Consider the following 20,459-nt stretch of genomic DNA (forward strand, 5'->3'; position numbering starts at 1 on the left):
TTCTTATTTTCGTAAGAACTTACGGATGGATAATGTACTTCCCCACATCCCAATTAGACCGCCGATCACTATTAATAATAGCGACACTTGAAGCACGAATGGAAAGGCAGGTAAAAGTTCAAAGAATCCATCAAACTTAGGTTGAACTTCATTATATAAAACGCTGTATACACCGATAATAACTGCAATTGGTACAATAGAACCAAGCACTCCTAAAAACAGACCTTCAATAAAGAACGGCCAGCGAATAAAGGAGTTTGTAGCTCCAACTAAGCGCATAATTTCAATCTCTTCACGGCGAGCTACAATCGTAATTTTAATTGTATTTGAAATTAGGAACATTGCTGTAAATAGAAGCCCTAAAATCAGCACTACTCCAATATTACGAGCTACTTTCAGCACTTTAAATAACTTTTCAACTTGATCTTGTCCGTATTGAACTTTTGCTGCATACGGATATTTCTCAATTTGTTTAGCTACTTTTGCGACATCAGTCGGCTCTTTTGTTTTAACAACAAATACATCATTTAATGGGTTTTGCTGTTCAAACGGTTCAAAAGCTTGTCCTTCATCACCCATACTATTAATTAAATCTTTTAACTCTTTATCTTTAGAAGAAAACGTCACCGTATCAACTTGCTTAATTGCATCTAGCTTTTCTTTCATTGCTTTTCGATCATCTGCTGTCGCTGCAGCATCAACGTGAACACGAATTTCCACATCATTTTCAATCAATTTAGCAATGTGGTTTAAATTCATCATCAACATAAAAAATACGCCTACAAGCAAGAGCGTCACGGTAACAGCACTTGCAGATGCGAATGTCATCCAGCCGTTTCTTCCTAAACTTTTAGATCCTTCACGTAAGTGGCGCCCGAATGTTCTAGCCTTCATATCCGTATTCACCTCTTACTTCATCGCGCACAACATTTCCATTTTCAATCGCAATTACACGCTTTCGAATTGTATTTACAATTTCACGGTTATGCGTTGCCATTAAAATAGTCGTACCGCGTTTATTAATCTCCTCAAAGATATCCATGATTTCCCACGAAGTCTCCGGATCAAGATTCCCTGTCGGTTCATCGGCGATGACAACCTTAGGACTATTCACAATTGAACGTGCAATAGACACACGCTGCTGCTCGCCTCCAGATAGTTCATCAGGGAAAGAATCCATTTTACCCTTTAACTTAACAAGCTCTAGCACCTCTAGCACTCGCTTTTTAATTTCTTCGGGACTTTGCTCAATTACTTCTAGTGCAAAAGCAATGTTTTCATAGACCGTTAATTTTGGAAGCAGCTTGAAATCTTGAAAGACTACACCAATATGACGTCTAAAGATAGGAACTCTGCTATCTTTTATTTTTGCTACATTTGCACCGTTTACAATGATATTTCCTGAAGAAGGCTTTTCTTCACGATACATCATTTTAATAAAAGTGGATTTTCCTGCTCCACTTGGTCCTACGATATAAGCAAACTCACCTTGATTAATCTTGATGCTAATGCCATTGATTGCTTTTACACCGTTCGGATACGTTTTATATACATTTTGCATTTCAATCATAAGTAATCACCTAATCAAGTGTGTTATTTTAATACTATGTAAAACTTGTCAAAATACGACAAAACTCTACAATCCAAACCAAAAATTCGACTCTTCTCACGCGCTTTCTCATTATAACATCACTCTTCGTGAAAATAAGCCCCAAAAATATTACATTTTTATTTCAAATATGACATAAGTAGGATATTTTTAGCAGGGTATGAGAATTTATCCTTATTTTTAATTCTGTTGTTTTTTGCTGTTCATTTTTTACGAATATCGTTAGACAAAGCACATTCATGTCTACTTTTTTTACAAACAAGGTATGATAAATAAGAAAAACGATGAGGAGGGATAACATGATCACCATTTATGGAAGTTCACGAGAAAACGGAAATACGGAGGAATTAGCTAAAGCAGTCTTAAAAGATATCAATACGGAAGAAGTTTACTTGCGCCGGCATACCATTAACCCTATTACTGATATGCGTCACGATGAACTTGGGTTTACCAATCAACAAGATGATTATTATGATATAGCGAAAAAGATGGCAGCGCGCGACACTATTTTATTTGTTACGCCTCTTTACTGGTACGGTATGAGCGGATTAATGAAGAACTTTGTGGATCGTTGGTCTGAAAGTCTTAGAGATTCGACAATCAACTTTAAAGAACAAATGAAAAATAAGCGCGTGTATGTATTAGTAGTAGGGGGCACAGGCGCATCTGTAAAAGCTCTTCCTCTTATTATGCAATTTCAATACATTGTCGATTTTATTGGCTCTTCCTTTAGTGGATACATCATTGGAGAAGCCAATGCACCTGGAGACATAGCAAAAGATGTCAAAGCTCAAAAGCAAGCCATTGTTTTAAACCAAGAATTAAAGCAGCTTTAACACAAAAATAAGACGGATATCCGTCTTATTTTTTCTTTGCCAGCCAAGCAGCAACTTTTTTTGCATCTTCTTCATTAATTAGTCCTTTTGGCATACCGCCTTGACCATTGTTAATAATGTTTTCAATTTCAGCTTCTGAGTGCTTGCTGCCTACATGCTGCAAGCTTGGTCCATTCGCTCCTCCTAAATCTACTCCGTGACAGCCTGTACAGTTTTTCTTCACAATGTCTTCTGCACTCGCTGAAGATTCACCAGCAGATTCATTTTTAGAGCTTCCTCCGCCGCACGCGGACAAAACAAGCGCTAGACCGATTGTTAACGTCAGTAATACTTTTTTCAAGCCTTCTCCCCCTTGCTGTAGAGTTTTCACTCTATTATAACCTACTCCAGAATGTTTAAAACACTCTGTTTACAAGGACTTTGTTTCAATTTCATGAATTCTCTCATCACACTTATGTATACGATTAAGCAATTGATTCGTTTCCTAAACGTTTTTTGTATACTACGCGTGAAATTGTGACACTGAGCTCATATAAAAGCAGAAGCGGGACAATGACTAAAATATCCGAAATAAAATCAGGAGGAGTAATAAGTACAGATATCACAATTAAAGCAAAATAAGAGAACTTCCTTGCTTTAGCTAATCTTAAAGGGTTTAGAACCCCTAAGCGCGTTAAGAATAGAACAACCAAAGGCATTTCAAATAAAAACCCAAACGGTAAACACAGATTAAGCATAAAACGGAAATAATGCTCCGCCGTAAACATCAGTGAAAACTGATCATTCGACAAGCCCGTTAAAAATGCTAAAACCATTGGAAACAGAACAAAATAACCGAACCCCAGCCCGCTTACAAACAAAAGAAAAAAGAATGGAATGAAGGTAATCAGAACCTTATATTCTTCCTTTTTTAAACCAGGTGAAACAAACCGAAATACTTGATAAGCAGCTACTGGCAGTGTAAAGGCCAGCGCAAAAACAAATGCAATCACCATATAAATCCATACGATTTCACTTGGTCCAAGTACCGCAAGCTTGCCGTCCAAACCTTTTACTAGCCACTGATAAATATCTTGTACAAATACAAAACTGACAATAAGTAAAACTACAAATGCACAAAGTGTTTTAATAATACGAACACGCAATTCTTCAAGGTGCTCCATCAAGCTCATTTCTCCCATTGTCTTTCTCTCCTTTCTGACAAGTAGAAATAGACGAGTTTCCTCGTCTATTTCCTTACTTACGATGTGGATTCATTCCCTTTTTGTTCAGAAACAGTTGCGGTCTGCTTTTCTTTAACACCTTCATCATCCGATACAAGCCCTTTTGCTGCTCCTTTAAATTCAGTTAATGTTCGTCCAAACGCTCTTCCAACTTCTGGCAGCTTAGACGGTCCAAAAATTATTAACGCAATAACTAAAATAATAACCAAACCAGGGATTCCAATATTAGAAAACATACTTGACCTCCTTTTTCTTACTCAGTTTACTGGTGGACTTTTTCTTTCTTTTTCAACTCTTGTTTTTCATGTGCTTTCCCATGTGCCCGCATACGATCTTCCTCTACTTCCTTAGAAATCTTTAGTCCACGCGGCACGTTATTTACTTCAACTTCCTTCATACCTTTTCCATCTTTTTCATATTGAAAGGAAGCTCGAGTTGAAATTTCTGCACCAGGCTCTGTTACAAAAGGCACAACGCGATAATCGGCTTGCCATATATCAGGAGTTACCGTACACCTTACATATCCTCTATAATCATTAAAAAATGTGAGGTGTGGATTTTGACTTAAAATTTTATCCGTGTCTGCTCTTTTATCTGCTCCGTTCCCTCCGGAAGTGATGGAGGTGCCGATGAACTCTGCACCAATAATTCTTGAATTAAGGTTAGCAAAATCCGCGTATAAGTTAGAAGCCCAGTTAGCGTGTACATCTCCAGTTAGTACAATGACGTTGTCTAACTTTTTCTGTTCAATAAAATCCATGACGCGCTGACGATTCGCCGTATACCCATCCCATGCATCCATGCTGTATGTAGGCTTAGCAGCCGTTCCAAATTTTCTTGGTGCAAAGAAAATTTGTTGAGCCAGCACATTCCAGTGACACGATGACTTTTCAAGATTAGTAAACAGCCATTTTTCTTGTTCATTCCCCAATAGCGTACGTTTGGAATCAAGAGATTCTGGCGTTTGCGGCTTTGTTCCGTCTCCGTTTGCTTGATCATCTCTGTACTGACGCGTATCCAACACTTGAAAAGAAGCTAGTTTGCCATATGAAAAATCACGATACAATCTCATATCCGTTCCGTGAGGCAAGGATGTTTGGCGCAAAGGCATGTGTTCGTAATAAGCTTGATAAGCTGCAGCGCGACGTTGGATAAATGCTTCTACTGATTGGCCTTTTTCAGGAATTACATTTGCATAATTGTTTTCTACTTCATGATCATCCCACGTCACAATCCATGGAAAAGCAGCATGAGCAGACTTCAAATTGGCATCTGACCTGTACTGAGCATGCCTGTTTCGATAGTCTTGCAGCGTTTGAATTTCTGCGCTGCTGTGAGTACGAACATTTCCGCTTGCAGCCACGTACTCGTTTGGTCCATATTCATAGATGTAATCACCCAAATGAACGACAAAATCTAATTGTTCTTTAACCATATGCTCATAGGCTGTAAAGTACCCATGTTCATATTGCTGACACGAAGCGAACGCAAACGTCATGCTGGCTACTTCTGCATTTGCTGAAGGAAGTGTTTTTGTTTTTCCAACAGGGCTTAACTCATGACCGCTTTTAAATCGATAATAATAAATATGACTCGGCTTTAATCCTTTTACATCAACGTGAACCGAATGAGCAAGTTCAGGTCTAGCCACTTCTGTTCCTCGTTTGACAATTCGATGAAAGTCTTCATCTTCACTAAGCTCCCATTTTACTGGAATAGGTTGATTAGGCATCCCCCCGCCATTCAACGGGTCTGGTGCTAATCTTGTCCAAAGAACAATACTATCTGCTAAAGGATCTCCTGATGCGACACCTAGAGTGAACGGATAACTTGAAAATTTAGGCGCTGCAGCTGAAGCTTCTACTGCATTTAAACCAATAGACTGAGCAATTGTTAAGCCAAGTGATACTCCTGCTACTTTTCCAGCTCCTTGTAAAAAACGCCGTCTATCAAACCCTTTACTCGAAGAAAAGCTATTCTGTTTCACTTGCTCTATTAATTCGTTTAATGATTTATTTTCCACTGCACATGCCCCTTCCTCATGATTTAACTCAAATTATAAATCCTGTTTGTAAAAGGGGTATAAAGGATTGTAAAGAAGCACTTGCCGCAAATCAGGTATTTTTAACCATTTTATTTCATTGACAAAATAAGCGAACTTACGACAGCAACCTTTAAATTTCTGTATTTTCTCGATTTTCTTTTTAACAATAGTTCTTTACGCTCGTTTTTCTTCATCCAAATTTTACAAAGTCCCAACAATTTAAAAAAAGGCAGCATACCTAAGTATGCTGCCTTTTGATTAAATATGAGAACGTAAATACGCATCGATAAACGGATCTAGATCTCCATCCATTACGCTTTGCGTGTTTCCGACTTCCGTATTTGTGCGGTGATCTTTTACTAATGAGTACGGATGGAATACGTACGAACGAATTTGACTTCCCCACCCAATATCTTTTTGTTCTCCGCGAATTTCAGCTAGCTGTTCTTGCTGCTTTTCAATTTCTAATTGATACAACTTAGATTTTAACATCTTCATTGCTTGCTCACGGTTTTTAATTTGTGAACGTTCCGTCTGACAAGATACGACTACATTAGTTGGGAGGTGAGTAATACGAACAGCTGAATCTGTTGTATTGATATGCTGACCTCCGGCACCGCTTGCACGATACGTATCAACCTTCAAATCTTCCGTACGAATATCAATTGAAATTTCATCGTTAAATTCCGGCATTATGTCGCACGATACGAATGACGTATGACGACGGCCTGATGAATCAAACGGAGAAATACGAACGAGACGATGAACGCCTTTTTCAGCTTTTAAATACCCGTACGCATTATGACCTTTAATTAAAAGCGTTACACTTTTAATACCAGCTTCATCTCCAGGTAAGTAATCAAGCGTTTCTACTTTGAAACCTTTTTTCTCCGCCCAGCGCGTATACATACGTAGTAACATTGAACCCCAATCCTGTGATTCTGTTCCACCAGCACCTGGGTGCAGTTCTAAAATGGCGTTATTTTTATCATACGGCTCGCTTAAAAGCAGCTGTAATTCAAAGTCGTTCATGCCTGAAATAAGCTCTTTTAGTTCACTAACTAGTTCTTCTGCTAAATCTTCATCGTATTCTTCTTTTACAAGTTCATGAGATATCTGTAAATTTTCGTATGTTTCATCCAAGTGGTTAAATTGATTTACTGCATCTTTTAAACCATTGGCTTCATTAATAACAGTCTGAGCTGCCTGCTGGTCATTCCAAAAATTTGGATCAGCCATAGTCTCATCTAATTCATCGATACGAGCTTGTTTTGTATCGAGGTCAAAGAGACCCCCTAAAGTCCGCTAATCGCTTAGCTGTTTTGTCAAGTTCTTGCTTAATTTCTACTAAATCCATGAGTTAAACACCTCTATTTTATTTTTGACGCACAGGAAGGAAATGAGAAGACTCATTTCCTTCCTGTACTAGTTCATTCTATACTAATTGACTCTTGTTTTATGATTCTTTACCGCAGCAGTTTTTATACTTTTTGCCACTTCCGCAGATACAAGGATCATTTCGGCCAACTTCTATCGCATTTACTTTTGGCTTCTTCTTAGCCGGCGCGTCTCCTTCTTTTGGATGAACAGCCGCCTGGCCTTGTGCTACTTCTTGACGCTCAAGGTTGTTGTTAATTTCTGCTTTCATGATATACTTCGTCACTTCTTCTTCAATGGTTGCAATCATATTTTCAAACATCGCAAAACCTTCCATTTGGTATTCGCGAAGAGGATCTGTTTGGCCGTACGCACGAAGGTGGATACCTTGGCGAAGCTGGTCCATCGTATCAATATGATCCATCCATTTAGAATCAACTGCTCTAAGAACAACAACTTTTTCAAATTCACGCATTTGTTCTTCAGGGAGCTGCTCTTCTTTTTCATTATAACGAGCTTTTGCATGATCTACCAGCAGTTCTACCATTTCTTCAGGCTCTTTACGGCGAAGATCTTCTTCTGTGACTTCACCTTCCTCAAGAACATTAGCATTTACGTAATCAATAATCGCTTGTAAATTCCATTCTTCTTCTAATTCTTCACGCGGTGTGTTTACTTCAACCACACGCTGTAGCGTTGATTCAATCATACGTTCTACAATCGCACGAAGGTTGTCTGAATCAAGCACTTCAAAGCGCTGTTTGTAAATAACTTCACGCTGTTGACGAAGCACGTCATCATATTGAAGCAATTGTTTACGCGCATCGAAGTTATTACCTTCAACGCGTTTTTGAGCGGATTCAACAGCTCTTGTTACAATTTTACTTTGAATTGGCTGTGAGTCATCCATACCAAGGCGATCCATCATTGCCATCATATTATCTGAACCAAATCGGCGCATTAATTCATCTTCCATGGATAGATAGAATTGAGATACCCCTGGATCACCTTGACGTCCAGCACGTCCGCGGAGCTGATTATCAATACGGCGTGATTCATGACGCTCTGTACCAATTACAGCAAGACCGCCAGCTTCAACGACACCTTCACCTAGTTTGATATCCGTACCACGACCGGCCATATTTGTTGCGATTGTTACCGCGCCTTTGTGACCCGCATTTTCAATAATATCCGCTTCACGCTCATGCTGTTTTGCATTTAACACGTGATGGCGAATGCCTTTTTTCTTTAATAAAGCTGATAAAATTTCAGATGTTTCGATCGCAACTGTACCAACAAGAACAGGCTGTCCTTTTGCGTGGCGCTCGGCAATATCTTCTACTACCGCATTAAACTTGCCTTCCATTGACTTATAAATTAAATCCGCTTTATCATCACGTGAAATTGGCTTGTTTGTCGGAATAACAACAACGTGCATGTTGTAGATATTACGGAATTCTTCTTCTTCCGTTTTAGCTGTACCCGTCATACCTGATAATTTTTCATACATACGGAAGTAGTTTTGGAATGTAATTGTAGCTAACGTCATGCTTTCATTTTGAATCTCAACGTTCTCTTTAGCTTCGATAGCTTGATGTAAGCCGTCGCTAAAACGTCTTCCTTTCATTAAACGACCAGTAAATTGGTCAACGATTACGACTTGATCTTCATCAATTACATAATCCACATCATTTTGCATAGTTACATGTGCTTTAAGCGCTTGATTGATGTGATGGTTTAGTGCTACGTGTGAAATATCAAATAAGTTTTCAATGCCAAATGCCCGCTCGGCTTTTGACATACCTTCTTCGGTTAGCTGAACACTTTTTGTTTTGATATCAAAAGTAAAATCGGTTTCTTTATCAAGCGTGCGAACGAATGCATTAGCTTGAATATAAAGCGCAGTTGATTTCTGCGCGCTGCCGGATATAATAAGCGGCGTACGTGCTTCATCAATTAAGATAGAGTCAACTTCATCGATTACGGCAAAATGAAGCGGACGTTGAACCATTTGTTCTTTGTAAAGCACCATGTTATCACGTAAATAATCAAATCCGAGTTCATTATTTGTACTATACGTAATATCAGCTGCATATGCTTCTTGCTTTTCTTCACGCGTTAAATGGTTTAAATTCAACCCTACTTTCAAGCCTAAGAATTCGTATAAACGACCCATTTCACTAGCATCACGGCTCGCTAAGTATTCATTGACTGTTACTACATGTACACCTTTTCCTGTAATAGCGTTTAAGTACACAGGCATAGTAGCTGTCAACGTTTTACCTTCACCCGTTTTCATTTCCGAGATATTCCCTTCATGCAGAGAAATACCCCCCATTAACTGAACTTTGTACGGATACATGCCTAACACACGTTTCGCTGCTTCACGTACAACCGCAAAAGCTTCATCTAATAGGTTATCGAGCGATTCGCCATTTTGGTAGCGTTGTTGAAATTCAGCTGTTTTTTCACGAAGCTGATCGTCCGTTAAAGACGCAATTTCAGGACCTAACGCATCAATTTGGTCCGCCATTTTTTCTAAACGGCCGATTTGACGTTGATTGCCGTCAAACACTTTTTTAAATAATCCAAGCATATTAAAACGCTCCTCTATTTATAATCAGTACATTTTATACTATTTTCATTCATATCTGTATCTTTCATTATAAAACATTCTGAGTAAAATTGTAACATTGCAGCTAAACAAGTAGCAACTTGTACCCTTTTTCGTCTGTCTCTTTACGAGTACTACTCTATTAACGAGTTATTTTCTATTGTGATTTCCCCTTCCTCACTCTTACAATAAAAAAGGGGAATGTAGAATGAACGTTCAATCGATTACAAAAGAACAAGCTTGGAAAGTCCGACATACCGTCATGTGGCCTGATAAAGATTTCAGTTATATTCAGCTGAAAGATGATCCATCAGGCATTCACTATGGACTGTTTGAAGAAGGAGAGTTAAAATCAGTTGTTTCTTTATTTATAACAGGGGATGAAGCTCAATTTCGAAAATTTGCTACTCTCAAAGATGAACAAGGAAAAGGATATGGCAGTCGTCTACTAGAGGAGGTTTTTCTCAAAGCTAAGAACCTTGGGGTAAGAAAGATCTGGTGTAACGCACGAGAAAATAAAGTCTCTTTTTATAAGGTGTTCAACATGAAAGAAACCACGCGTGTATTCACCAAATCTTCTACGCGCTATGTAGTGATGGAACTATTTTTTTAAGCAGCTAAAAAGCAGCGTGCGGAGGCACGCTGCTTTTACTTTACTGCTCTTGTTTAAGAGAGCCTATAATCTTAGTTTGGTTCAATCAATCCATATCGTCCATCTTTTCTTCGATATACAACGTTTGTAATGTTGGTCTCAGCGTTTGTAAATACAAAGAAACTATGCCCTAACATATTCATTTGCAAAATAGCCTCTTCGCTATCCATTGGTTTTAAATTAAATCGTTTTGTACGAACTAGCTCTAATTCATCTTCTTCAGTTGCAACAGCTACGTTCGCTTCGCTTTCTAATGCTGCGAACAGATACTTCTCAGCGCCTTTTTCACGCATTTTTCGATTTACTTTTGTTTTATGTTTACGAATTTGACGCTCTAATTTATCTAGGACAAGATCGACAGCTGCGTATAAATCACTGTGTGTCTCTTCAGCTCTCAATACGAGATCATTCATTGGGATTGTGACTTCTATTTTTTGATCGTTATTGTAGACTTTTAAGTTTACATTTACGTCAGCAGTTGGTGTTTCGTCGAAATAACGCTCTAACTTACCAAGCTTTTTCTCTACGTATTCCCTAATTGCTGGAGTCACCTCAATGTTTTCACCGCGAATGTTATACATCATGTTCGAACTCCTCCTTTAATCCATTGCTATACCTCTACAATTCTACAATACCCGACACAATCCCTTCCTAAACTATTAAATTTTTTTGAAAATTTAGTGAAAATTTATGGAACCTGAGAAAAGTTTATGAAAAAACCAAAAAAATAGACCTTCTCCATAAGAAGAAGGGTTGTATTTTTTTACGCAGAATTAATTTTTTTTATCGTAAAACATCCCATCAAACGTTTTTGTTTCGTAAGGGTTTACATAGCTGTTATTATGCTTTTTTTTCGCTTTTAGCAAACGGAGATCTACCATAATTTGATGCCGAATTAAGATGAGCTTTTGATCAATTTCCTTATTCATTTCGACAATTTTCTTACCCATCGATTCATTATCCCTATTTTTTGGCGGCAGTTTCTCTATGAGGTCACGTCTTTTTAATAGAAGATACTCTAACTTTTGAATGCCTTCTTCTCGATTTTTGTCACAAAATGTTTGAATAAGCCGATAAATCTCATCCGTTAGCTGATATAGGTCGTTAATCATATTTATGCTTGACCGCCGCTTCCATGGACTTGCTGGCGGTGAAGCTGCACAACTTGCTTCCACGTATCGCGGAATTCTGTTACATATTGTTCGGCTTCATCCAAGCTTGCTGTGTCATTTTTTGTATTTGCTTCAATTAAACACTGGTTAATATAGTCATACATAGCCATCATAGACTTAGCAACTTGCACGTTTGTATCAAGGGTAATCATTAATTCTTGAATAATATTTTGTGCTTTTAACAGATTCGTATTTTTCAGCTCAATATTTTTTTCCTGTATGCCTGTTCGTGCAAGTTTGATAAATTTTAAACACCCGTTATACAGCATAAGCGTTAACTCTCCTGGAGAAGCAGTCTGAACAGCTCCTTGCTGATACGCTTGATATGGATTATTTGCTGCCATAAACGTTCACTCCTTCTTAACTAAAATATTGCGATAACTGCGCGCTTTGAGCATTTGCATTTTGAATGGCTTTTTCCATTGCTGTAAACTGCCGATAATACCGGTCCTCTACCTGTGTGAGCCTGCTTTCAAAACTAGTAATTTGGCTGTTTACGCTTTTTAAATTCCGCCCAAGCAAAAATTGTTCACTTGTCCATGTTGAACGGCCAGCGCGCTGCTCAACTTTGGATACGGTTTGAGTAATCGTATCCCGTAAACGTCGTACAATCCCTTTTTCACTTGTTGTACTTCCACTTTTCATAAATAAATCCATGACAGACTGCGGATCTTTTTCAATTGCTTCTTTTAATTTAGTTCCGTCACCTTCTATGACTAGCTTGCCTCGATCGCTATAGTTTGCACTAGTTGAAATACCGATGTCGGTTAGCTGCGAAAATGCTCCGCTCACTCCTGATACAGAGGCATACCAGTTGGAACGCATTTGGTTTAGGCCGCTTGATAGAATTGAGTCTCCTTTTAACAAACCGCTTTTCGCCTTATCATCCCACTGCTCAGCTTGTTTATCCGTTAGTTTTTCTCTTTCTTCATCAGTCAAAGGCTGATAGTTCCGGTCTCTTTCTTCCGTAATCTTTCCATTAATTTTCTCAATCAGTTCATTGTATTTGGTCACGAAATCTTTAATTGTATCAAATACTTTTTGCGTATCATTGCTTACGTTAACGCGCACATCTCCTGTGAAATTGTTTTGAAGGGTATAGGTAACGCCTCCCGTTGTAAATGTATTGGACTTACGAGTTGTTTCTAGACCGTTCAGCGTAAATTTTGCGTCTGTTCCTTTGGCATCACCAGCGAGCTGTAAAAAGCCCGTCAAAAATCCTCCTGAAAAAACCATGTTTGAACCACTTGAACCATCCAAACTATCAGCCGAAGATAAATCTCCCGTATCTTTACGAGTCATGACAACTTTATTCGTTCCTTCATCGAAAAAGGCTGAAATGCCTACTTTTGAATTGCTGATTTGTGTAAGAATCGTGTTTAAGGATGTAGAACCATCAAATTCAAATTCACTGCTGCCGTTTGGACCGTCTCCTGTGGCTTTTCCATTGCTGTCATAAGTTGTAATAGAAAAGTTCAATACATTTTGCTGATACGAGAACGCTTCAATTGTGCTTCCGCTTGTTAACGTGGTACCAAACGTCATTTCCCCTGTGTCTGCGTTAATAAATACTTCATTAGGATCTACTGTTCCTGCCTCAGTTCCTATTCTCACGCTATAACTGTTAGTCACACCTCCGGTGGTAACAGAGATAGACTGCAGAGTATTCCCTTCAGAAAGAGACCCTTTGGCTAGTTTTACTGTACTAGTATCAGCACTTAACGCTATAGCAGCTTGATCAATTGTTTTTTTAGTCCACACTCCTGTTCCCATCGAATCCCGTTGAGACCACAAGCTTTTCGTCGGATCAATACTAGAAGCAATACTGTTAACGCTAATACTCTGCGCAGCAGTCGCCATTGTCACGTTTGAAAGAGTATAAGAAGCATTTGCTGCTGAGGAAGTAGCTGCTGCTTTTACTTTCGTTTCATCTGCTGAAGATACCGTTTTAGACGAATAAGAAGACTGCAAGGTCATATTAAAAGCGAGATTATTAAAGTCTGATAACAGCAAGTTCATTGAGCGATAATCATCTCGCTGCCACTCTAACGTTTGCTTTTGTTTTTTCATTTTATCGATAGGCATTCGTTCAGCCTTCATTAAATCACTAACGATTTGATCAATATCCATTCCGCTTGCTAACCCACTTACTCTTACCACTTAGCATCACCACCGTTTTTTATTCATCTATTCATCAACTGTTAGCCATAAAATATGAGTACATTTTTTCGGATTTTCTTATTCGTTCATAGGTTCAACACTTCTTTATTTTGTATCGGTAAAACAAACATTTTTTTCATAGGTCAAATGGTGCAAGATAGAAAAAGCTCACTTATTTTTCTATAATAAGTGAGCTTTTTATTATTGGCCAAACAAGTTCAGTTTCTGGGATAAATTTCTTTGAATATCCTTAGGAATAAGGTACGGCGCTAGATTTATAATATCTCGTAACGAATCAATGGTTACAGAGGCAGATAAATTTATATATTCATCCGTTGTATCTGCTTGCTCAAACGAAATGGAATCTGGCAAATTATTGAGCAGAGTAATTTCATTCATTTCTTTATCGACCGTGACATCAGAAGCCTTATCAATATTTAAGCGATCCCATACAAGAGACATCGGAAGCGGCATTCTTCCTAGATGCACGCTATTCACCTTTAAAACAAGCTTTCCATTTTCGGCATTTGGTGTTACGTCAACTACAAACTGTGATTCCATAAAAGATACTACATGTTTATTAACATAAAATTTTATATGTTCTGGAAGCAACTCGGCTTCTGCTCCGTCAACCGTTTTATCATTTTCGTAAAGGTAGCTGCGCAAATAATCATTAACATCGCTCTCGCTTAATCGGTATCCTAAAACAGGAGAGCCTCCGTTCAGTTCTAGCGACGTCGCATGAGCGGACTTTTCTTGTGCCAGTGAAGATAATGAAGCAGTCTGATCAAGTTTTTCAATATTTCTGACTGGACTAATGAAAAAATACACCCCAACTAAAAGGATAATAAATAGAAAAATAACAGCTATAAATTTTCTCAAACACACGCACCCTCTCAAACATTCTTCTTGGAATATAATACCGATTTCTCTTTTATCATATAAGATAAATAAGATGTATGTCGAAAACTTGTATAAAATGTACGTATATACCCGACATCCCAAATGGAAAATAAGTCTATGGTGAATAAATCAAGTCTTTTTTGACTTAAAATACGTCAATTTTAGTAACTTAAAGTCGATTTTTATAGGAATTTGATAATTGGCACACTTCTTGCTTATTATAAAGGTAAGGGGAGGAATTTCTATTTATATTTTCAGAATTTACTTTATTTTCTAATAGTCTTTCGATAATTTTAAAGGAGTGAATACGATGGGAAACAAAACAGAATCACACGGAAAGTTAAAGCAACGTCACGTTTCCATGATTTCCATTGCAGGTATTATCGGAGCCGGCTTGTTTGTAGGAAGCGGATCCGTTATTAACGCAACAGGCCCAGCAGCAGTAGTTTCATATGCAGCAGCCGGACTGCTAGTCGTTCTATTGATGCGTATGCTCGGTGAAATGGCTATGGTAAACCCAGATAAAGGCTCATTCGCAACATATGCTCAGCAAGGAATTGGCGCGTGGGCAGGTTATGCTGTTGGATGGCTTTACTGGTTTTTCTGGCTAATTGTAATTGCGATTGAAGCCACTGCAGGAGGAGCAATTGTTCATGAATGGCTCCCTTCCGTACCAATTTGGCTTTTAAGCTTAATCTTAACCTTTGCATTAACTTTAACAAACTTGTTCTCTGTCAAATCATTTGGAGAATTTGAATATTGGTTTGCTATGATTAAAATTGTGGCAATCGTTGCTTTTATGGGAATCGGTTTAGCTATTATTTTCGGATTGATCCCAGGTACATCTTCACCTGGCCTAGCTAATTTAACGGGCCACGGAGGCTTTATGCCAAAAGGTACGAACTCTATCTTTTTAGGAGTTATTACCGTTATTTTCTCTTATTTTGGAGCTGAAATTGCGGCTATTGCAGCTAGTGAATCAGAAAATCCAGCAAAAGCTATCACAACTGCTATTCGCAGTGTCGTATGGCGAATTTTAATTTTCTATATTGGTTCAGTTGCTATTTTAGTAACTCTTTTACCTTGGAACTCAGCTGATTTACTAAAAAGTCCATATGTAACAATGTTAGAAATGGTCAATATTCCAGCTGCTGCACAAATTATGAATTTAGTCGTATTAGTATCCGTTTTGTCTTGCTTGAACTCTGCTTTGTATACGAACTCACGAATGATTTTATCATTAGCTGAAAAAGGACAAGCTCCTCGCGCTTTAGCAAAAGTAAGCAAATCAGGCGTGCCGGCAAGAGCTGTATGGATTAGCACAGCTGCCGCATATGTATGTGCTATCTTTAGCTTCGTTTCGCCGGATAAACTCTTTTTATTCTTAGTTAATGCATCAGGAGCCATTGCTCTTATTGTATATTTAGCTATCGCTATTTCTCACTTACGCCTGCGTAAGAAAATGAATCGAGCCAACCAGCCAATTAAAGGGATGAAAATGTGGTTGTTCCCGTATTTAACATACGTAACAATTGCTGTTATTACCGTGATCTTCTTATCAATGGCATTTATTGATTCGATGCGCTCACAGTTTTTCTTAACCCTTGGATTAACCGCTGTGGTTCTTCTTTCATACTCGTTCATCAAAAAAACAAACAACAAGCGACCTGACGATCAATTTTCCGAGTCAGAAAATATTGCAAAATAAAAAAGCCGCATCTGCGGCTTTTTTTATTTTGTTTTTTATAACACAGAGATTAAGACATAACTAAATTAATCTACTCTAAAGACGAACAAATGGGATCAATGAGCTGGACTGCTTGTTACACCGCTGTCGATTTTTGTGCAAGGCTCGCTTTCTGCAAAAGTTTTCGCCTTGCCCTCCAATCAACAGCTAGAAGCATCTACATACATGAAACTTATATTCACTATAAATATGAAAAAATCCGAACGATTTGGATTCTCTATTAAGAATCTCGATTCATCGTTCGGATCTTTTTATAACGAAAATACTTTTGTCCCAGCCTCTTTTGATTATTTCTCAACCGATATGTCACGATGAAGATTTCGAAGCGGCTGAGGAGGGCAAATACGTCGCGTCGCGTAAGAAACGATAAAAATAGTTAACAACCCGCCTATCATCGCAAATGTACGAAACGGAAACATGACCACTCCGTCTTCAATCATCGGATATGGAAGCAGCGCTTTTAAATGAAGCAGCGGTTCTCCTCCACCGATTCGAAGAACAAGAGACACAATAAACCCAGCCAAAGATCCGTACCAGTTAGCTCCTTTAAAGAATAAAGCACAAACCAACTGCGGAAAAAGTATGCAATACACGAGGTCCCCTGATAAATACCATAAAGAGTAGACACTCTCAGAGTTTAAAGCAATTAGAGTTGCTCCCGTGCCAATGATAATGATAGAACGTTTAATAACTTTATCTAACTGCGCCTGTGTCGCATTTGGTTTTACAATCGGACGATACACGTTCCAGGCTGCCATCCCCGAAGCTGAAAGTAACGAAGCCGCTACTGCAGCCATGACGGCAGCAGCTAGTCCTCCAAGCGCAATCGCTCCTACTAAATCAGGCGTTAGATATTTAAATACGTATGTTAAAATCATAGACGCGCTCTCAGGGCTTGACGCTCCAAATGAAGCCCAGTCTGCACTATAACCTATCATCCCTATTAAAGTTGGAGGTAAGGCCGCTAACGCGCAAAAGATGCCGGCTGTAATAGATAGCCACATTGCTGCTTTTTCATTTTTAGCAGATAACACGCGCTGAAAATAAATTTGCCATGGAATGCCACCAAAAATAAGTAAAAATGTGCTATCCCACCATTGCCAATATGTATTTCCCCATTTTGGATCTTCCCAGCCTTTTAGTGGAGGAAATAAATGAAGAGAACCAGTCATACCTTCTGAATAAGTAGAAAAAACGGCTCCCACCCCTCCCGTATTCGAAAATGCAAAGGGAAGCACCAGAAATAATCCTAAAAACATAATAGAAAGCTGTAAGATATCGGTATGTGCTACTGCCCACAAGCCGCCGATCACGGTGTATGCAATGGCAATAAGTGCGGAAAGAATGATGGAAATTGAAAAACTGAGGCCTAAAATCACACCGAATGTTGTTCCTAAAGCAGTTAAGATAGCTGCGCTCCAAAACAGCTCTCCTAGTATAGCTGGAAAATAAAGAACCGTAGCCATTTTCTTACCGAAACGAGATTCTAGAGGATCGAGCATTGTCATAAACTCAAACCTTCTCATCTTTCTAGCAAAAAAGATACCGCCTAAAATTAAGCTGATTGAATAACACCATGGTGCTTGGGTCCAAGTCAGCCCTGAGGAATAAACGGTTTCGGCCGTTCCAGCAATATACCCTCCACCTACCCAAGTAGCGGTCATTGTGAACATTGAAATCCATAGCGGCATAGATCTTCCTGCAACAAGCATATCATCTGATTTTCCTTTTTTACTTGCAGCGGCTCGAGCACCAATAAAATAAATAACACCATACATAATGAACATTAAAATGAGGCCTGGCCAATAGAGATCTGGATTATAGAGAGAATAGATAAATGCGACAACCATAAAGATGGAAAATCCTATAATAGTTGTCCATAAGGGGGTTAGTAGACGGTTGTTCCTGTTTGATTTCCCTGAAAAGTCAGAAGTCTCATTCGACTTTTCAGGCCTGGCTTGTTGTGTGTCTGAACGAAATGGCTTTTTAGCATTTTGCATCGTCTCACATCCTTTAAATTGATAAAGAAATCTAAAGACATAATTGTCCTCTATTCCTTTTTCCTACCAGCATACAATTAAACCTAAAAATAGATTTTTTTAGAATAAAATATAAATAGTTGGATTATAAATACCAATACGAAGGGGAGAAATTACGTTTATATAATTATATTAAAATAATTTAAATTGACCTTTTTTATTATTTTGCTAAGAAATCATAATTGTTTTCATCCTCTCTCTAAACTTCTTTCTTAATTTCTACATTCAAAATCCTTTGTCTCTCAAGGTTTGTATGCAAGCAGATATCGTACTATGGTTAATATATCTGAATGTTTAGGATATTGTCAAAAAAGTTTAAGTGTTTTCATATAAAAAAAGAATAATATTCTCATAGCTCATACATAAAAAAACCTTTTGTATCAAGGGGCATAGCAATCAGTATTTTTTAATTACTTTTTGTTAAATTTTTTCTTAATATCCGAATAATAAGTTCTTAATTAGAGAAGAAAATCAATTTAAATTCAGAACATTTAAATTTTTTGTATTTGACTAAATTAAATAGCCGATGCTATAATTCGAATTGTTAAGAACGTTAAATATAAATTTAACAAATTCTATTATTTGGAGGTCGATGCTATTGGAACAAACACTTACGCTTGAGAAAATGCACATAAACGGCCAATGGGTTGAAGCACGCAGCGGCGAAAAAAGAGAGATTATAAACCCCTTTAATCAAGAGGTTATCGCTGTCGTTACAGAAGGAAATCGTGCTGATACTGTAGAAGCTATTGAAGCAGCTAGAAAAGCTTTTGATGCAGGTGAATGGTCTAAATTTACAGCGGCCCAAAGAGGTTCTTTACTATTTAAAGTAGCGGAAGAAATTCGTAATGATCGTGAAGAACTCGCTAAACTTGAAACCTTAAATACTGGAAAAACCCTCGTTGAAAGCCTGGCAGACATGGATGGGATTGCTGATGTCTTTCAATACTATGCTGGATTAGCAGATAAAGATGGTGGACAAATGATTGAGTCACCTAATCCCGATTCTGTTAGCCGCGTTGTCCGCGAACCTGTAGGTGTATGCAGCCAAATTACTCCTTGGAATTACCCTTTATTGCAAGCCTCTTGGAAATTGGCTCCGGCACTTGCTTCTGGGAATACAATTGTTATTAAACCAAGCGAAATCACCCCTTTAACAACTATTCATATGATGAAAATTTTTGAAAGAGTTGGCTTTCCAGCAGGCGTCATTAACATTGTACTCGGCCCGGGTGCGACGGTTGGACAAGAAATGGCAGAAAGTCACTTAGTAGATTTAGTTTCCTTTACAGGTGGCGGTGTATCTGGACGTAAAGTCATGCAGGCTGCCGCAGGCAACTTCAAAAAAATCGCTCTTGAACTCGGTGGGAAAAATCCGAATATCGTCTTTGCTGACGCTGACTTTGACACTGCGGTTGACTATGCATTAAATGCGGTCTTCTTTCATGCTGGTCAAGTTTGTTCAGCTGGTGCGAGATTACTCGTTCAAGATGATATTCACGATAAATTTGTTTCAGCGGTTATTGAACAAGCAAAAAAAATTAAGCTAGGGGACGGCATGCACGAAGCCACTCAAATGGGACCCGTTATCTCAAAAGAACATCTAGCTAAAGTGGAATATTATATTGAGCTTGGCAAACAAGAAGGTGCTTCTCTTGTTTTAGGAGGCAAGCGTCCAACTCAAGAGTCTTTACAAAAAGGTTTATTCATTGAACCAACTATTTTTACAGACTGTCATGGAGATATGAAAGTTGTCCAAGAAGAGTCATTCGGTCCGATTATGACAATTGAGCGCTTCAGCACTGAAGAAGAAGCAGTCGCACTTGCTAACGATACAATCTATGGATTAGCTGGAGCTGTTTGGACAAGTGATATGAATCGAGCTGAACGTGTAGTGAAAGCCCTCCGTATGGGAACAACTTGGATTAACGATTATCATCCCTACTTCCCGCAGGCTCCTTGGGGAGGATATAAGCAATCTGGGATTGGAAGAGAGCTTAGCCACATTGGGCTAGAAGAATATACGGAAATTAAACATATTTATACGAATACAAATCCACAGCCAATGCGCTGGTTTCAATAA

Annotated in this window: 18 protein-coding genes; 4 read left to right on the plus strand and 14 right to left on the minus strand. The window is 38.4% G+C overall.

The genetic code is table 11. From position 1 onward, the window contains the following. Positions 1-3: 3 nt before the first annotated feature. A complete protein-coding gene (ftsX, locus tag AC2YJL_RS21720; RefSeq protein WP_369361650.1) occupies positions 4-894 on the minus strand; it encodes a permease-like cell division protein FtsX in 891 nt (296 codons plus the stop codon). After that, complete coding sequence (ftsE, locus tag AC2YJL_RS21725) at positions 884-1,570, minus strand: cell division ATP-binding protein FtsE (protein WP_013085414.1); 687 nt, start codon at positions 1,568-1,570, stop codon at positions 884-886. Before ftsE ends, ftsX begins: the two co-directional genes overlap by 11 nt. Positions 1,571-1,908: 338 nt before the next feature. Between ftsE and AC2YJL_RS21730 the strand changes: the two genes are divergently transcribed. Beyond that, positions 1,909-2,445 (plus strand): flavodoxin family protein, encoded by a 537-nt coding sequence (locus tag AC2YJL_RS21730; RefSeq protein WP_369361651.1) that lies wholly within the window; start codon positions 1,909-1,911, stop codon positions 2,443-2,445. 25 nt (positions 2,446-2,470) lie between these two features. Here the strand turns inward: AC2YJL_RS21730 and cccB are convergent, their stop codons facing one another. The 6 genes from cccB to secA form a co-directional block, all read right to left on the minus strand. After that, the gene (gene cccB, locus AC2YJL_RS21735; RefSeq protein WP_013059743.1) at positions 2,471-2,785 is read right to left on the minus strand and encodes a cytochrome c551; all 315 of its coding nucleotides are present in this window, start codon (positions 2,783-2,785) and stop codon (positions 2,471-2,473) included. 124 nt (positions 2,786-2,909) lie between these two features. Then, positions 2,910-3,626, minus strand: coding sequence for a twin-arginine translocase subunit TatC (gene tatC / locus AC2YJL_RS21740; protein ID WP_230933790.1), 717 nt, complete (start codon positions 3,624-3,626; stop codon positions 2,910-2,912). Positions 3,627-3,685: 59 nt separating this feature from the next. Further along, positions 3,686-3,904 carry a twin-arginine translocase TatA/TatE family subunit gene (locus tag AC2YJL_RS21745; protein ID WP_195695708.1) on the minus strand — a complete coding sequence of 73 codons (219 nt, stop codon included), beginning with the start codon at positions 3,902-3,904 and terminating at the stop codon, positions 3,686-3,688. 26 nt (positions 3,905-3,930) lie between these two features. Beyond that, on the minus strand, positions 3,931-5,664 hold the full coding sequence (locus AC2YJL_RS21750; protein ID WP_407819219.1) for an alkaline phosphatase D family protein: 1,734 nt from the start codon (positions 5,662-5,664) through the stop codon (positions 3,931-3,933). A 306-nt stretch (positions 5,665-5,970) separates the two neighbouring features. After that, a protein-coding gene (gene prfB, locus AC2YJL_RS21755; RefSeq protein WP_114896991.1) for a peptide chain release factor 2 occupies positions 5,971-7,069 on the minus strand; the annotation gives its coding sequence in 2 pieces (ribosomal slippage) (positions 5,971-7,005 and positions 7,007-7,069; 1,098 coding nt in all). 99 nt (positions 7,070-7,168) lie between these two features. Beyond that, positions 7,169-9,685: a preprotein translocase subunit SecA gene (gene secA / locus AC2YJL_RS21760; protein WP_014457805.1), complete on the minus strand. Its 2,517-nt coding sequence runs from the start codon at positions 9,683-9,685 to the stop codon at positions 7,169-7,171. Between the two features lie 226 nt (positions 9,686-9,911). Between secA and AC2YJL_RS21765 the strand changes: the two genes are divergently transcribed. After that, a complete protein-coding gene (locus AC2YJL_RS21765) occupies positions 9,912-10,316 on the plus strand; it encodes a GNAT family N-acetyltransferase (RefSeq protein ID WP_195695706.1) in 405 nt (134 codons plus the stop codon). A gap of 71 nt (positions 10,317-10,387) precedes the next feature. Here AC2YJL_RS21765 and hpf read toward each other — a convergent pair whose 3' ends face one another. From hpf to AC2YJL_RS21790, 5 genes are all read right to left on the minus strand, one after another. Beyond that, complete coding sequence (hpf, locus tag AC2YJL_RS21770) at positions 10,388-10,939, minus strand: ribosome hibernation-promoting factor, HPF/YfiA family (protein WP_013059750.1); 552 nt, start codon at positions 10,937-10,939, stop codon at positions 10,388-10,390. 189 nt (positions 10,940-11,128) lie between these two features. After that, on the minus strand, positions 11,129-11,467 hold the full coding sequence (gene fliT / locus AC2YJL_RS21775; RefSeq protein WP_230933792.1) for a flagellar protein FliT: 339 nt from the start codon (positions 11,465-11,467) through the stop codon (positions 11,129-11,131). Positions 11,468-11,469: 2 nt separating this feature from the next. Then, entirely contained in the window at positions 11,470-11,871 is a 402-nt protein-coding gene (gene fliS / locus AC2YJL_RS21780; RefSeq protein WP_025752547.1) for a flagellar export chaperone FliS, read from the minus strand. Positions 11,872-11,887: 16 nt separating this feature from the next. Next, entirely contained in the window at positions 11,888-13,687 is a 1,800-nt protein-coding gene (gene fliD / locus AC2YJL_RS21785; RefSeq protein WP_251568957.1) for a flagellar filament capping protein FliD, read from the minus strand. Positions 13,688-13,888: 201 nt separating this feature from the next. After that, positions 13,889-14,569: a hypothetical protein gene (locus tag AC2YJL_RS21790; protein WP_285852921.1), complete on the minus strand. Its 681-nt coding sequence runs from the start codon at positions 14,567-14,569 to the stop codon at positions 13,889-13,891. A gap of 331 nt (positions 14,570-14,900) precedes the next feature. On the opposite strand from AC2YJL_RS21790, the gene AC2YJL_RS21795 reads away from it, so the two are divergent. Beyond that, positions 14,901-16,298 (plus strand): amino acid permease, encoded by a 1,398-nt coding sequence (locus tag AC2YJL_RS21795; protein WP_195695701.1) that lies wholly within the window; start codon positions 14,901-14,903, stop codon positions 16,296-16,298. A 326-nt stretch (positions 16,299-16,624) separates the two neighbouring features. On the opposite strand, the gene AC2YJL_RS21800 is transcribed toward AC2YJL_RS21795, so the two are convergent. Then, on the minus strand, positions 16,625-18,337 hold the full coding sequence (locus tag AC2YJL_RS21800; protein ID WP_230933794.1) for a high affinity choline transporter 1: 1,713 nt from the start codon (positions 18,335-18,337) through the stop codon (positions 16,625-16,627). A gap of 631 nt (positions 18,338-18,968) precedes the next feature. Between AC2YJL_RS21800 and betB the strand changes: the two genes are divergently transcribed. After that, entirely contained in the window at positions 18,969-20,459 is a 1,491-nt protein-coding gene (gene betB, locus AC2YJL_RS21805; RefSeq protein ID WP_251568955.1) for a betaine-aldehyde dehydrogenase, read from the plus strand.

It is taken from the genome of Priestia sp. SRI_019 (genome assembly GCF_057586255.1).